Below are 14,204 nucleotides of genomic sequence, written 5' to 3'. Positions count from 1 at the left end.
TCTTTTCGGGAACATCCCCTCTAGCCATTCGTTGCGTCCCGGGGTGGGCTTGGCTACGGTGCCGCGCCCCTACGGGATGCCCCATGGCTGACACTCCAGAGAACAAGACGGCGGAAGCGGACCTCGGGTCCAAGGAGCAGGAAATCTACGACCAGCGCCTCGAGAAGGGGCGCAAATGGCGTGAGGCCGGCTTCAACCCGTACGGCAACGGCTACCGCCCCCAGCACCTGGCCGCGGATATCCTCTCCCGTCACGGCAACCAGTCCATGGAGGAGCTCGAGAAGGCCGAGCCCGCCGTCTATGACGTGGCCGGCCGCATCGTGGCCGTGCGCAGCTTCGGCAAGGCCGCCTTCGTCAAGCTGCGCGACCGCTCGGGGGAGATCCAGGTCCACCTCAAGAAGGACGCCCTCGGGGACGCCTACGAGCTCTTCAAGCTCACCGACATGGGTGACTTCGTCGCCACCCAGGGCGCCGTGTTCCGCTCGAAGACGGGCGAGCTGACCCTGTCCGCCACGAAGTTCGTGCCGCTCACCAAGTCCCTGCGGCCCCTGCCCGAGAAGTGGCACGGCCTGACGGACGTCGAGGTCCGCTACCGCCAGCGCTACCTGGACATGGTCTCCAACCCGGATGTGAAGCAGACCTTCCTCAAGCGCAACAAGCTGGTGCGCTTCATCCGGGACTTCCTCGACACGCGCGACTTCGTCGAGGTGGAGACGCCGATGATGCACCCGCTGGTGTCCGGCGCGGCGGCCCGGCCCTTCCGCACCCACCACAACGCCCTGGACATCGATCTGTACATGCGGATCGCCCCGGAGCTCTACCTCAAGCGCCTGGTGGTGGGCGGCATCGAGCGCGTCTACGAGATCAACCGCAACTTCCGCAACGAGGGCATCAGCACTCGGCACAATCCCGAGTTCACGATGCTTGAGTTCTACCAGGCCTACGCCACGTTCGAGGACCTGATGGACCTCACCGAGGAGATGCTCTCGGGCGCGGCGAAGGCGGTGACGGGCGACACGAAGGTGACGTACCAGGGGCACGTGCTGGACTTCGGCAAGGGGTGGAAGCGCATCCCCATGACCGAGGCCATCCGCGAGGTGGTGCCGTCCCTGACCGACAAGGACATGGCGGACCCGGAGCGGCTGCGCCACGAGCTGCTCAAGACGACGCACGGCGAGGCCGAGCGCCGCGCCATCGAGACCATGCACCACGGCGAGCTGGTGGGCGCGCTCTTCGAGCATCACGTGGAGCAGAAGTTGGTTCACCCCACGTTCATCACCCACTACCCGACCGCCGTCAGTCCACTGGCGCGCCGCAACGACCAGAACCCGGATATCACCGACCGCTTCGAGCTCTTCGTCGCCGGCCGGGAGATCGGCAACGCCTTCTCCGAGCTCAATGACCCGCTCGACCAGAAGGACCGCTTCCTCGCCCAGCTGGACGCCAAGCAGCGTGGCCAGCAGGAGACGATGGACTACGACGAGGACTACATCCGCGCGCTCGAGCACGGCATGCCGCCCACGGCTGGCGAGGGCATCGGGATTGATCGCGTTGCCATGCTGTTCTCGGACGCACCGTCGATCCGCGACGTCATCCTCTTCCCCCTCCTCAAGCCGCTTGCGAAGTAGGCAGGGAACCTCGTGAACGCCGAACGGCAGACCGTCTACCGCTGGAGCTTCATCTGGAGCGGCGCCCTCGTGGCGCTCATTGGGGCCGTGCTGCTCGGCGTGGCCATTACCCGCTCGGACGCCTGGGCCCGGGTGGCCGGGATGTTTGGGCTCTCCGTCCTCGGTTGGGGCGGACTCCTGCAGACGCTCAACGCGGTGGGGTTGGCGTCGCTGCAGTCTGCCGTGCCCTCCTCGGTGGGGCTCGTCGGGACGGAGTATGTCATCGCCGGCACGGCCACGTGGCTGGTGGGCTGGGCGATCATGGCCACCGGCATCCGGCGCGCCCCTGCCTCCTCTGAGGGGCCGAGCCCGGCTGCCGGAGCGACGCTGTACCCCCGGCTGGCCCAGTACCGCGACTTCTACTGGAGCACCCTGGGCGCCTTCGGCGGCGGCATCCTCCTGGCGGAGCTGGTGCTCATCCTCCTGCAGACGTTCCTGTCCAGCGGTGGCGGCTCGGGAGCGGCGGGGGAGAAGGGGTTGGCGCCGACGGTCGCCTTCGCCCTGTCGTTGATCGTCTCGTCGCTCGTCGCCTTCGCGTGCGGCTTCGTGGGGGCCTCGCGCGCGCGGCGGGTGGCCATGCCCGAGGCCACCATCGGCGTCATCTACCTGGGCCTGCCCGTGCCCATCATGCTGACGCTGATGGAGCAGATTCCGGATCTCCAGCTGTCGCTGGGCTACCGGCTGCGCGAGGTGACGTACCTGGCGGACATGCTCGGCCGCCCGGTGATTGGTTACTGGCTCGTCTTCTCGCTGCTGGTGCTGATGCTGGTGCTGGGCATCAACACCGGCTTCATCGCCGCGGGCAGCGGGCGCCTGGACCTGAGGCTCGGCTTCGAGCTGTTCGTCGCGCGCCGCCACGTGGGGGTCTTCCGCCCCTCGCTGCTACTGGGCACGCTGGCGGTGCTGATGTTCGGCATCATCCCGCCGCTCATCGTCTACGGCATCATCCGCGCGGTAGAGGCGGCCGTGGAGCGCACCCGCATCCGTGCCCTGGGCTTGCAGGATCCGCTCGCCGCTGCGTCCGCGCTCAACCGACTCAAGCTGCGCGAGCAGTCACCCACCATGATGATGACGGCGCTCTCGGTGGGCGGCGTAGGCGTGGGCGTGATGGCGCTCATCATCGTTCTGTCGGTGATGAGCGGCTTCGAGGAGGACCTGCAGAAGAAGATCCTCGGAGCCCACTCGCACGTGGTGGTGTCGAAGTACGCGGGCGGGCTGCCCGAGTACAAGCGGCTGATGGAGCAGATCGCCAAGGTGCCTGGGGTGGAGGGCCAGACGCCCTCCATCGACAACCCGGTGATGGTGCTCGCCGACGACGAGGTGCAGGGCATCGTCCTCAAGGGCATCGACCCGGAGACGGTGGGCTCGGTGTTGGACCTGCGCCAGAACATGCTTCCGGGCGGCAGCCTGGACAACCTCGAGACGCCCGAGAAGATCGTCCCCCGGCGCGAGTTCAGGGGTTTCGGCAAGGAGCCCGAGGAAGAGGAAGAGGAAGAGGATCCCATCATCGGCAAGTCCAGCGGGAGCGCCGAGGACAAGGTGCTGCCCGGCATCATCCTCGGCCGGGAGCTGGCCACCATCCTCCGGGTGGTGGTGGGAGACCGGGTGAACGTCATCTCCCCGCAGGGCGCCGAGCTGGGCCCCGCCGGCCTCATCCCCAAGAGCCGCGCCTACCGCGTGGCGGGCATCTTCTACTCGGGCATGTACGAGTACGACGCCAAGTTCGCTTACATCCTGCTCTCCGAAGCGCAGAAGCTCTTCGGCACCGACGGCCCCAGCGGCATCGAGCTGAAGGTTGCGGACGTGGACGACGCCCGCCGCATCTCCCAGGCGGTGTCCCGCGAGCTGGGTGGCTACCCCTACCGCTCGCGTGACTGGGGCGAGATCCACCGCAACATCTTCTCCGCCCTCCGGCTGGAGAAGCTGGTGATGGGCATCATCCTGTCCATCATCATCGTGGTGGCCGCCGGCCTCATCGTGGCCACGGTCATCATGCTCGTGCTGGAGAAGCGGAAGGAGATCGCCGTGCTCAAGGCGCTCGGAGTCTCCGACGGCGGCATTGTGAAGATCTTCCTCGCCGAGGGCCTGCAGATTGGCGTAGCAGGTGGTCTGCTGGGGCTCCTGTCCGGCCTGGCCTGGTGCTACTTCATCCTGAAGGTGGGCATCAAACTGGACCCGTCCGTCTATTACATCCCCGCGCTGCCAGTGAAAATCGAGCCGGTTCAGACCGCACTCGCGGTGGTCATCGCGGTACTCGTCACCTACCTGGCGTCCATCTATCCCGCGCTCAAGGCGAGCAGCGTGGAGCCGGTGGAAGGCCTGAAGGCGGAGTGAGGAAGATGGCGCTGCTCTCCATCCACAACGTCTTCAAGAGCTACTTCCTGCACGGCAAGCGCATCGACGTGCTGCGCGGGGTGTCCCTGGACATCGAGAAGGGCGAGCTGGTGAGCCTCATCGGTGCGTCCGGAGCAGGCAAGAGCACCTTCCTGCACGTGCTGGGCACGCTGGACATCCCGGCCGCGGGCGAGCTGCGCTTCGATGGCCGCAACGTCTTCGCGATGAACGACGCGGAGATTGCCGACTTCCGCAACCGCACCATCGGCTTCGTCTTCCAGAGCCACTACCTGCTGCCCGAGTTCACCGCGCTGGAGAACGTGGCCATGCCGGCCCTCGTCCAGCGCCGGGACCGGGCCCAGTCCTACGCCTACGCGCGGGAGCTGCTGGAGCGGGTGGGGCTGGGGAGCCGGGTGGAGCACCGCCCCGGGGAGCTGTCCGGCGGCGAGGCTCAGCGCGTGGCCCTGGCCCGGGCCCTGGTGCTCAAGCCGGCGGTGCTGCTGGCCGACGAGCCCACCGGCAACCTGGACCCGGCCACCGGCGAGGGCATCCACCAGCTTTTGCGCGAGGTGAACCGGGACCTGGGCATCACCGCCGTGGTGGTCACCCACAACGAGGTCCTGGCCCGTTCCATGCCCCGACGGCTGCGGTTGGTTGCCGGCCAGGTGACCGAGGCTTGACGTTCTCAGCCCCCCTTCTCGCGCTTTCCCATTGAGACCCGCCGAATTCCTCCCGTAGATTGCCCCGCCCTTTACCGGCCGAACGCTCTCTTGAGGCTCCCCGTTCTCTCTCTCAGGTTTCTTGTCCCGCTCCTCGTCGCCGCATGGACGGTGATGCCCGGTCGCGTGCTCGCGCAGGCGGGCAGGGGCACCCCACCGGCCTCCGTCCCCTCCGAGGCGCTTCCCCCGCCCGCCGCCACGCCCGGCTCCGAAGCACCCGCTGCCCCAGACCGGGAGGTCCGGGAAGGTGAGGTGTCTGACATCCGTATCGAGGGCAACCGCCGCGTCGAGGCCGAGGCCATCCGCCGTGCCCTTCGCACCAAGGTGGGTGAGCCCTTCGACGCGACCCGCACCGCCGAGGATCTCCGGGCGGTCTGGGCGCTTGGCTACTTCAGCGACGTGCAGCTGCTCACGCAGCGCCTGCCCACCGGCGCCATCGTCTACGTGGTGCGCGTCCAGGAGCGGCCCTCCATCCGCGGCGTGAAGCTGCGCGGCAACGAGGAGCTCAACCAGGATGACCTCAAGGAGGCCATCGAGGTGAAGGCCCTCACCATCCTGGACATGGACGCGGTGCGCCGCACCCAGAAGAAGATCCAGGAGAAGTACGTCGACAAGGGCTACTTCCTCGCCGAGGTCAACCACGAGATCGCCCCCTTGGCGGGTGGGCAGGTCGAGGTCATCTTCGTCATCGACGAGAACTCCAAGGTGATGGTGAAGGACATCGTCTTCCTGGGCGCGGAGAAGGTCCCCGCCTCCCAGCTCAAGGACGTGATGATCACCAAGGAGGGCGGCTACCTCTCCTTCATCACCGGCGAGGGCACCTACCGCGAGGAGGCCTTCCAGCGCGACCTGGCCGTCATCCAGGCCACCTACTACGACGAGGGCTACATCAACGTCCGGGTGGACAAGCCCACCGTGGCCCTCTCCGCTGACAAGCGCGACATCTTCATCACCATCAAGGTGACGGAGGGGGATCTCTACGACATCGGGAAGATCGACTTCGCCGGTGACCTGGTGGCTCCCAAGGAGGATCTGGCCGCGTTGATGAAGTCCGGGACGGGCCGGCACTTCAGCCGCACGGAGCTGGGCCAGGACATCCAGGCCATCACGGACGTCTACTACGACCAGGGCTATGCCTACGCCAACATCAACCCCGTCACCGCGGTCAACGCGGAAGAGAAGACGGTGGACCTGACGTTCGACGTGCAGAAGGGCCCGCAGGTCTCCATCGAGCGCATCGACGTCATTGGCAACACCAAGACGCGCGACAAGGTCATCCGCCGCGAGCTGCGCGTGTACGAGGGCGAGCTCTACAGCGGCACCGGCGTGCGCCGCAGCAAGGATCGCGTCACGGCGCTCGGCTTCTTCGAGACGGTGGAAGTGACGCAGCGGCCGGGCACCCGCTCGGACTCCATCATCGTCCAGGTGGAGGTGAAGGAGAAGGCCACCGGTACCTTCCAGGTCGGCCTCGGCTTCTCCAACGTGGAGAACTTCATCTTCACGGCCCAGGTGTCGCAGAATAACTTCCTGGGGTGGGGCCAGAGCGTGTCGGCCTCGGCGCAGATTTCGAGCCTGCGCTCGCTCGTCCAGCTCTCCTTCTTCGATCCCTACTTCCTGGACACCAACTTCCTGCTGTCCGCCGACTTCTTCCGCGTGGAGGCCGACTACGTCGACTTCACCCGTCAGTCCACGGGCGGCAACCTGTCGCTGGGCTACCAGGTCATCGAGGACCTGCTCGTCAACGTGGGTTACTCGCAAGAGCACGTGAACGTGTCGGCCTCGGACGACTTCGGTGGCGTGCTGCTGGCCAACCGCTTCCTCAGTGGTGTGACGAGCTCGGTGCGCCTGTCGGTCACCTACGACAAGCGAAACAACCGCCTCTTCCCCTCCAAGGGCTTCATCCACTACGGCTCGGTGGAGTACGCGCCTCCCTTCCTGGCCATTGGCACCTCGCCGTTCCTGTTTACCCGCTACACGGCCTACTCGCGCCTCTACTTCCCGCTGCCCCTGGGCGCCGTCTTCAAGACGAACGCCACCATCGGCTACATCCAGCAGCTGGATGCCAACCGCCCGCTGCCCATCTCCGAGCTCTACTACCTGGGTGGCATCAACTCGGTGCGTGGCTACCTGCTGCGCAGCATCAGCCCCTCCCTGCTGGCGCCCAGCTCCGGCTCGCCGGACTCTCCCGTCGAGCGGCTCAACGTGGGTGGCAACAAGCAGCTCATCCTCAACCTGGAGCTGGAGTTCCCCGTCTTCGAGAAGGCCGGCATCCGCGGCGTCGTCTTCTTCGACGCGGGCAATGCGTACGCCGCCAACGAGAACTTCTTCGAAATAGAGAATGACCGCGGCGTGCCCTTGCCGTTGACGCTGTTCACCTCGGTGGGCTTCGGCTTCCGCTGGTTCTCGCCGGTTGGTCCCTTGCGCTTCGAGTGGGGAATCCCGCTCAACAAGCGCCCGGATGATCAGGCCATCCTCTTCGAGTTTACGATCGGCAATTTCTTCTGATAGGCGGCCCGCTCGCTTCCCAAGCGGCCGTCTTTACGGCTGTTGAACAGGGGAGTGGGTCGGGACGTCGGACTTCCAAACCTTCCCCCCGAGGAGCTGTCGCACATGTCGCTTCGAAGCAAACTGTCGGTCCTGGCCGTTGCCCTCTCGCTTGCCGTCCCGACCCTGGCCACCGCCCAGGAGCTGAAGGTTGGCTACGTGGACTACCAGAAGGTCCTGCTCGAGGTGAGCGACGGCAAGGCCGCCAAGGCTCGCCTCCAGAAGTGGCTCGAGGCCCGCCAGAAGGAGATCGACTCCCAGCAGGAGGGCCTGCGCAAGGAGAAGGAGACCCTGGACAAGCAGGCCAGCGCGATGAGCGAGGAGACGCGCATCCAGAAGGCCACCGAGCTGCAGAAGAAGGTCTACGAGCTCGCCCAGAAGTGGGAGCAGAGCCGCGGTGAGGCCGCCGAGCGCGAGCGCAAGGAGATGGAGCCCATCATCGGGAAGATCGACCAGGTCATCGGCACCATCGCGCAGCGCGAGGGCCTGGGCCTGGTCTTCGAGAAGCGGGACTCCGGCCTGGTGTACGCGCTGAGCCAGTATGACCTGACCAACGAGGTCATCCGCACCTACAACAGCTCCGCGGGCAAGCCGAAGGACGCCCCGGTCGCCAAGGACGCTCCCAAGAAGTAGGCATTCTCGTGCACGCACCCACCCCGCGCCGGCTCGACGAGCTCGCCACCTATGTAGGCGGCGAGCTCATTGGAGATGCCGGCCTCCTGATTACGGGGCTCAACGGACTCGCTGAGGCGGGTCCTGGTGAGCTCTCCTTCTACGGCAATCCGCGCTACCGCCGGCAGTTCGAAGCCACCCGGGCCTCGGCCGTGCTGGTGATGCAGGATGCCGAGCCCCGCGACGGCGTGTCGCTGGTGCGCGTGTCCAACCCGCACCTGGCCTTCGCGAAGATCTCCAGCCTCTTCCACCCGCGGCCCACCTATGTGGCGGGAGTGCGTCCGGGGGCTCATGTGCACCCCGAGGCGCGCGTGCACCCGGAGGCCACGGTGATGGCGGGCGCCACGGTGGAGAAGGGCGCCACCGTGGGGGCTCGCGCCGTGCTCTTCCCCGGAGCCTTCGTGGGCGAGGGGGCGAGTATTGGCGAGGACAGCCTGCTCTACCCCAACGTCACCGTGCGCGAGCACTGCCAGGTAGGCGCGCGCGTCACCCTGCACGCCTCGTGCGTGGTGGGCGCGGACGGCTTCGGCTTCGCGTTCAACCCCGAGGGCGAGAGCGGCCCGGAGCACTTCAAGGTGCCCCAGTCCGGCATCGTCCGCATCGAGGATGACGTGGAGGTTGGTGCTTGCACCACCATCGATCGGGCGACGATCGGCGAGACGGTCATCGGCCGTGGCTCCAAGCTCGACAACCTGGTGCAGATTGCCCACAACGTGAAGGTGGGTCCGCTGTCGCTCATCTGTGCGCAGGCGGGCGTGTCCGGCTCGGCGGAGCTGGGCATGGGCGTGGTGCTGGCGGGGCAGGTAGGCGTGGTGGGCCACATCCGCGTGGGGGACATGGCCAAGGTTGGGGCTCAGTCCGGTGTGGCGCACGACGTGGCGGACGGGCAGGTGGTGAGTGGCAGCCCGGCTGTGCCCCACAGGGAATGGTTGCGTATGTCGGCCGCACTCGGGCAGATCAGCGATCTGCTCAAGGAAGTGCGCACCCTGCGCCGCAGGGTCGAGACGCTCGAGAAGAAGGAGAAGGGCGGATGATGGACATCCAGGAGATCCAGCAGTTGCTGCCCCACCGTTATCCGTTCCTCCTGGTGGACCGGGTGGTGGAGATCGTCCCCGGCCAGAAGCTGGTGGCGTACAAGAACGTCACCATGAATGAGGAGTTCTTCAACGGTCATTTCCCGGGTCACCCGGTGATGCCTGGAGTGCTCATCCTGGAGGCGCTGGCGCAGGCCATGGCCATTCTCGCGTACAAGACCGAGAACATGGACCCCAAGAACATGGTGACGTACCTCATGAGCGTGGATGGGGCGCGCTTCCGCAAGCCCGTGGTGCCTGGAGATCGGCTGCAGCTCAACATCGAGGTGATCCGCCACAAGGGCGCCATCTGGAAGACGAAGGGCACGGCCACGGTGGATGGCGTGAAGGTGGCCGAGGGTGAGTTCCTGGCCACGGTGGTGGACAAGAACAAGGGTGCGGGCGGCTCAACGGCCGACGCTTCCTGAGAAGGCACGAGGTAGACACCATGGCGCAGGTTCACCCCACTGCGGTGGTCCACCCCGGAGCCCGTCTTCACGAGACGGTGGAGGTGGGTCCCTATTCCCTCATCGGCGAGAAGGTGACGATTGGCGCGGGCTCGCGTGTGGGCCCGCATGTCGTCATCGAGGGGCGCACCACGCTCGGAGAGCGGACGCGCATCTTCCAGTTCGCCTCGGTGGGAGCGGCGCCCCAGGACTTGAAGTATGCGGGCGAGGACACCGAGCTCATCCTCGGTGACGGCAACACCATCCGCGAGTCGGTCACGCTGAACATCGGGACGGCCGGTGGCGGCGGAGTGACGCGGATTGGCAACAACAACCTCTTCATGGCCTACAGCCACGTGGCCCATGACTGCGTGGTGGGCAACGGCTGCATCCTGGCCAACAGCACCGCGCTGGCCGGGCACGTGTTCATCGAGGACTTCGCCATCATCAGTGCGCTGTCGGCGGTGCACCAGTTCACCCGGGTGGGCAAGCATTCCTTCGTCGCGGGCGGCTCCATGGTGGTGATGGATGTGGCCCCGTACTGCACGGCGCAGGGAGATCGGGCGGAGCTGGCCGGTCTCAACGTGGTGGGCCTGCAGCGTCACGGCTTCTCCGAGGAGCAGATCGGCCGCATCAAGGAGGCCTACAAGATCCTCTTCCGCTCGAAGCTGCAGCTGGCGGACGCGGTGGCCCAGCTGAAGGCGGAGATGAGCGGCCACTCGGAGATCGAGTACCTGCTGAACTTCGTCAGCCAGAGCAAGCGCGGGCTGACGCGCTGACGTGAACGTGGAGCGCATTGGCCTCATCGCGGGCAACGGACGGTTGCCCTTCTTGTTCGCGAGCGCGGCCCGGGAGCAGGGGCTGGAGGTCGTGGCCGTGGCCCACCGGGGCGAGGCGGAGCCCTCGCTCGAGTCCGAGGTCTCCGAGCTGACCTGGGTGCGGCTGGGGCAGGTGGACCGGATCGTCCGCGCCTTCCGCAAGGGAGGGGTGAAGCGGGCGGCCATGGCCGGAGGCATCGGCCGGGTGCGCGCGCTGACGGAGGCCCGGCCAGATCTGGGCGCGTTGCGCATCATCTCGCGCTTGCGCAGCTTCCGGGACGACGCCCTGCTGCGCGCGGTGGCGGACTACTTCGAGTCGCACGGCATCACCATCGTGGCGCCCACGGACTGGCTGGCGCAGGCGCTGTGCCCGGAGGGGCACCTGGCGGGGCCTCGGCTGAACGCGGCGCAGGAGAAGGACGTGGTGCTGGGGCGGGAGGTGGCCATGCTGCTGGGCCAGGCGGACGTGGGCCAGACGGTGGTGGTGCACAACGGCCACGTGCTGGCGCTGGAGGCGGTGGAGGGCACGGACGAGGCCATCCGCCGGGGCGGCAAGTACGGTGGCGCGGGAGCCGTTATCGTGAAGCGCTGCAAGCCGGGGCAGGATCTGCGGTTCGATCTCCCGGCGGTGGGCCCGCGCACCCTGGAGGTCATGCAGGAGGTGGGGGCGAAGGTGTTGGCCCTGGAAGCGGGCAAGACGGTGCTGCTGGACGCGCCGGAGCTCTTCCGGGGAGCGGACAAGGCGGGCATCACGCTCGTCGGAGTCCCCTGAGCCACCGCTCTTCCTGCATACACATCCTCGCCCATTTCCCCTCGCCCTCCGGGAGAGGGACGGGGTGAGGGTGCCACGATTCCCTGGTTGCCCCCCGTGCCTGCTCCCTCTCCCTCTGGGAGAGGGCTGGGGTGAGGGTCGTCAAGCTCCACGCCTGTGTGGAATGCTCGCCTCCCAAGGGCCTGTTCCGAACACTATTCCGGGGCCAGGCCCGGCTTCGCGTTGCAACGAGCCACGAGCCCCGGCCAGGGTTGGCCTCGCCCCGGAGGTCGCCACCACGCATGAACACCCGTCTCTTGCTGCTGTGCCTCACCTTGTCCCCCCTGTGCGCGCTCGCGGACGCGGTGCGCGTGTCGTTGCAGCCCCGGGCCGCGGAGGGCAAGGGGCTGCCGGAGCTGCGGGTGCACATCGAGGAGCCCATCGCCGGCTTCGAGTTGAAGCTCGAGCGCGGTGACGGGAAGCAGGTGCGGGTGAAGGGCGGGGGCAAGCCGGGCGTGACGCGTGCCCTCCCGCTCGAGCAGCCAGAGGGCCGCTTCCACTACGAGGGGGAACTGGTGGTGCGCTTCCCGGATGCGGAGGAGGCCAGCATCCCCCTGTCCTTCGACACGGAGCTGCTGGGGCCACTCCAGCTGACGGTGGTTCCGGAGGACGTGGACGTAGAGGGGCGCACGCTGCGCTTCACCCTGTCCCGGCCCGCGTCGCGCGCGCAGGTGACGGTGCTGATGGACACCGGGAAGAAGGCCTTCGACGGCGAGGTTCCCTTCGACGGCGCGCCCGCGGGCAAGCCGCTGGAAGTGACGTGGCCGGCGGCGGAGGGCCGGGTGCTGCGCATCTCGCTCAAGGCCTTTGACACCTCGGAGTTCTACACGGGCGTGGACCTCTTCCCATGGCGAGTGGACATCCCGCATGAGGAGGTCAACTTCGCCTCGGGCCGCGCGGACGTGCCGGCGGCGGAGCGGCGGAAGCTGGACTCGAGCCATGCCCTCATCGCCGACGCGGTGACGCGTTACGGCCGTTTCGCGGAGCTGCGCCTCTACATCCTCGGGCACACCGACACGGTGGGGGACTCAGACTCCAACCGGAAGCTGTCCCTGGAGCGGGCTCGGAGCATCGCGGCGTACCTGCGCAAGCGGGGCCTGAAGCTGCCCATCTTCTACGAGGGCCTCGGCGAGCAGTCCCCTCGAGTGGCCACGCAGGACGAGACGGACGAGGCCGCCAACCGGCGCGCCGAGTATATCCTGGCCGTGGAGCCCCCGGCCCTGGCTCCCACCCCCATCCCGCCGCAGTGGCGGAAGCTGTGATGCACCCCAAGGAGAACCGACGGATGAAGCGACTCGTGCTGCCCGCTCTGCTCGCCCTCGCCGCCACTGGCTGCATGCGCTCCCGCGCGTCTCTCATCAAGCCGGACGAGGAGGCCAGCAAGTGTGAGCTGGTCCAGACGCTGATGCGCGAGCCGGTGACGCAGCAGTTGCTCTCCGGGTTGATGGCGGATGGGCGTGAAGGGCCCTCGCAGGTGCTCGTCTTCGTGCGGCGGCCCGAGGAGTCCATGTTGGAGCGCCTCTTCGCGGGCGAAGACCCCTCGTGCGGCGGTCCCCACTACAAGGTGGTGCAGCAGATCACCACGGACGCGGTGGTGCTCTTCCTCCAGCCGCGGGTGGGCGGCTACGTCTACGACGTGCAGCGCGTGGCCCCGGACGAGCTGTCGCTGGGCGGCGAGGCCAAGGGCGCGGTGATGAAGAGCGAAGCCGGCACCTGGGTGTCCTCCAGCATCTGAGACGTCCGGACCGGCTCTTGCTTCTCGCGGAGCAGGTCCTTCCCTCCGTCCGCGATGAACTGCACCGCGATGGCCGCCAGGATGAGCCCCATCACGCGCTCGAGGATGGCCACGCCGGACTGCTTGAGCACGCGCTGCACGAAGCCGGCGGCGCGAAGCACGAAGTAGCTCGCCACGAAGGTGAGCACGATGGCCACCAGCACGGGCACGGCGGACAGCAGGTTGTCGCCGCCCCGAGCCATCAGCACCATGGCGGTGGCGATGGCGCCAGGTCCCGCCAGCAGCGGCATCGCCAGTGGCACCAGCGCCACGTCTTCCTTGCTCTCGCCTTCCGCCTGCTCGGACGGGGTGGTGCGCGTCTCCGACGGCCGGGCGCGCAACATGTCCAGCGCGGTGATGAGCAGCAGGATTCCGCCCGCTACCCGGAAGGCGCCCAGCGAGATGCCGAATACCTTGAAGATGACGCCGCCGAAGAGGGCGAAGAACACCAGCAGCGAGCACGCCACGATGCATGCGCGCCGCGCCGTCTTGCGGATCTTCTCCTCCGAGTCCCCCGACGTCATCGCCAGGAAGATGGGCACCACTCCCACCGGGTCCACCACGAAGAGGACCGCCGGGAGCGAGACGAGGAACAGGGAGAGCTGCTCGGAGATCATGCGCCCCTCTACACGGTGAGGCGCAGCTTCCACACCATCGTCAGGGCCTCGAGGAAGATCTTCCGGCTCATCTTGGACTGACCGACGCGGCGGTCCTCGAAGATGATGGGCGTCTCCCTCACCGTGAAGCCCTTCTTCAGGGTGCGGTAGGTGAGCTCGATCTGGAAGGCGTAGCCGGTGCTCTGCACGGCGTCCAGGTCGATGGACTCGAGCACCCGGCGGTTGAAGCACTTGAAGCCGCCGGTCAAATCCCTCACGTCCACGCCGAGGATGGTGCGCGCGTAGAGCGAGCCGCCGCGGCTGATGATCTTTCGGCCGGTGCCCCAGTTGACGGTGCCGCCGCCGCTCACGTAGCGCGAGCCCAGCACCAGATCCGTGCCCCCCTGCGCCATGTCCAGCATCGTGGGCAGGAAGCGCGGGTCATGGCTGAAGTCCGCGTCCATCTCGATGATGTACTGGTAGCCCGCATCGAGCGCCACGCGGAAGGCATGGAGATAGGCGCGCCCCAGGCCCTGCTTCTTCTCGCGGTGCAGGACGCGGATGCGCGGCTCCTTCGCCGCCAGCTCGTCGGCCAGCTTCCCCGTTCCATCCGGGGAGTTGTCGTCAACGACGAGGATGTCCACGCGGGGATCGGCCGCGAGCACCGCTTGGGTGATGGGCTCGAGGTTGTCCCGCTCGTTGTAGGTGGGGATGCAGACCAGCGCTGGATTCATCGCGCGGCGGGACATA

Annotated in this window: 12 protein-coding genes and 1 pseudogene; 11 read left to right on the top strand and 2 right to left on the bottom strand. The window is 67.3% G+C overall.

Annotated elements, in window-relative coordinates:
- Positions 1-83 precede the first annotated feature (83 nt).
- The 11 genes from lysS to OV287_RS35315 all read left to right on the top strand — a co-directional run bounded on the left by lysS (position 84) and on the right by OV287_RS35315 (position 12,819).
- Entirely contained in the window at positions 84-1,628 is a 1,545-nt protein-coding gene (lysS, locus tag OV287_RS35365; protein ID WP_267538444.1) for a lysine--tRNA ligase, read from the top strand.
- Positions 1,629-1,640: 12 nt separating this feature from the next.
- Positions 1,641-4,001 (top strand): FtsX-like permease family protein, encoded by a 2,361-nt coding sequence (locus OV287_RS35360; RefSeq protein WP_267538443.1) that lies wholly within the window; start codon positions 1,641-1,643, stop codon positions 3,999-4,001.
- 5 nt (positions 4,002-4,006) lie between these two features.
- Positions 4,007-4,681, top strand: coding sequence for an ABC transporter ATP-binding protein (locus OV287_RS35355; protein WP_267538442.1), 675 nt, complete (start codon positions 4,007-4,009; stop codon positions 4,679-4,681).
- A 291-nt stretch (positions 4,682-4,972) separates the two neighbouring features.
- The gene (gene bamA / locus OV287_RS35350) at positions 4,973-7,225 is read left to right on the top strand and encodes an outer membrane protein assembly factor BamA (RefSeq protein ID WP_267538441.1); all 2,253 of its coding nucleotides are present in this window, start codon (positions 4,973-4,975) and stop codon (positions 7,223-7,225) included.
- Positions 7,226-7,330: 105 nt separating this feature from the next.
- The gene (locus OV287_RS35345) at positions 7,331-7,897 is read left to right on the top strand and encodes an OmpH/Skp family outer membrane protein (RefSeq protein WP_267538440.1); all 567 of its coding nucleotides are present in this window, start codon (positions 7,331-7,333) and stop codon (positions 7,895-7,897) included.
- An 8-nt stretch (positions 7,898-7,905) separates the two neighbouring features.
- Positions 7,906-8,970 carry a UDP-3-O-(3-hydroxymyristoyl)glucosamine N-acyltransferase gene (gene lpxD, locus OV287_RS35340; protein ID WP_267538439.1) on the top strand — a complete coding sequence of 355 codons (1,065 nt, stop codon included), beginning with the start codon at positions 7,906-7,908 and terminating at the stop codon, positions 8,968-8,970.
- The gene (gene fabZ / locus OV287_RS35335; RefSeq protein ID WP_267542471.1) at positions 8,970-9,437 is read left to right on the top strand and encodes a 3-hydroxyacyl-ACP dehydratase FabZ; all 468 of its coding nucleotides are present in this window, start codon (positions 8,970-8,972) and stop codon (positions 9,435-9,437) included. Before lpxD ends, fabZ begins: the two co-directional genes overlap by 1 nt.
- A gap of 20 nt (positions 9,438-9,457) precedes the next feature.
- Positions 9,458-10,234, top strand: a complete 777-nt coding sequence (lpxA, locus tag OV287_RS35330) for an acyl-ACP--UDP-N-acetylglucosamine O-acyltransferase (RefSeq protein WP_267538438.1) — start codon at positions 9,458-9,460, stop codon at positions 10,232-10,234.
- Positions 10,235-10,241: 7 nt separating this feature from the next.
- Entirely contained in the window at positions 10,242-11,045 is an 804-nt protein-coding gene (locus OV287_RS35325; RefSeq protein ID WP_267542470.1) for an LpxI family protein, read from the top strand.
- 281 nt (positions 11,046-11,326) lie between these two features.
- Entirely contained in the window at positions 11,327-12,346 is a 1,020-nt protein-coding gene (locus OV287_RS35320; RefSeq protein WP_267538437.1) for an OmpA family protein, read from the top strand.
- Between the two features lie 23 nt (positions 12,347-12,369).
- Complete coding sequence (locus OV287_RS35315) at positions 12,370-12,819, top strand: hypothetical protein (RefSeq protein WP_267538436.1); 450 nt, start codon at positions 12,370-12,372, stop codon at positions 12,817-12,819.
- A 26-nt stretch (positions 12,820-12,845) separates the two neighbouring features.
- On the opposite strand, the pseudogene OV287_RS35310 reads toward OV287_RS35315, so the two are convergent.
- Positions 12,846-13,472 (bottom strand): annotated as a pseudogene (locus OV287_RS35310) (MarC family protein); the annotation flags it as partial.
- A gap of 11 nt (positions 13,473-13,483) precedes the next feature.
- Positions 13,484-14,188 (bottom strand): polyprenol monophosphomannose synthase, encoded by a 705-nt coding sequence (locus tag OV287_RS35305; RefSeq protein WP_267538435.1) that lies wholly within the window; start codon positions 14,186-14,188, stop codon positions 13,484-13,486.
- Between the last annotated feature and the right edge of the window lie 16 nt (positions 14,189-14,204).

The sequence above is a fragment of the Archangium lansingense genome (assembly GCF_026626635.1).
GTDB lineage: Bacteria > Myxococcota > Myxococcia > Myxococcales > Myxococcaceae > Archangium > Archangium lansingense.
This window is presented reverse-complemented; position numbering and strand designations above follow the sequence as displayed.

What these genes read in the sequence shown, in the direction of transcription:
- fabZ (WP_267542471.1), top strand. Translation starts at nt 8,970, where the DNA reads ATGGACATCCAGGAGATCCAGCAGTTGCTGCCCCACCGTTATCCGTTC.
- lysS (WP_267538444.1), top strand. Translation starts at nt 84, where the DNA reads ATGGCTGACACTCCAGAGAACAAGACGGCGGAAGCGGACCTCGGGTCC.
- OV287_RS35315 (WP_267538436.1), top strand. Translation starts at nt 12,370, where the DNA reads ATGAAGCGACTCGTGCTGCCCGCTCTGCTCGCCCTCGCCGCCACTGGC.
- OV287_RS35355 (WP_267538442.1), top strand. Translation starts at nt 4,007, where the DNA reads ATGGCGCTGCTCTCCATCCACAACGTCTTCAAGAGCTACTTCCTGCAC.
- lpxA (WP_267538438.1), top strand. Translation starts at nt 9,458, where the DNA reads ATGGCGCAGGTTCACCCCACTGCGGTGGTCCACCCCGGAGCCCGTCTT.
- OV287_RS35305 (WP_267538435.1), bottom strand. Translation starts at nt 14,188, where the DNA reads ATGAATCCAGCGCTGGTCTGCATCCCCACCTACAACGAGCGGGACAAC.
- OV287_RS35320 (WP_267538437.1), top strand. Translation starts at nt 11,327, where the DNA reads ATGAACACCCGTCTCTTGCTGCTGTGCCTCACCTTGTCCCCCCTGTGC.
- OV287_RS35345 (WP_267538440.1), top strand. Translation starts at nt 7,331, where the DNA reads ATGTCGCTTCGAAGCAAACTGTCGGTCCTGGCCGTTGCCCTCTCGCTT.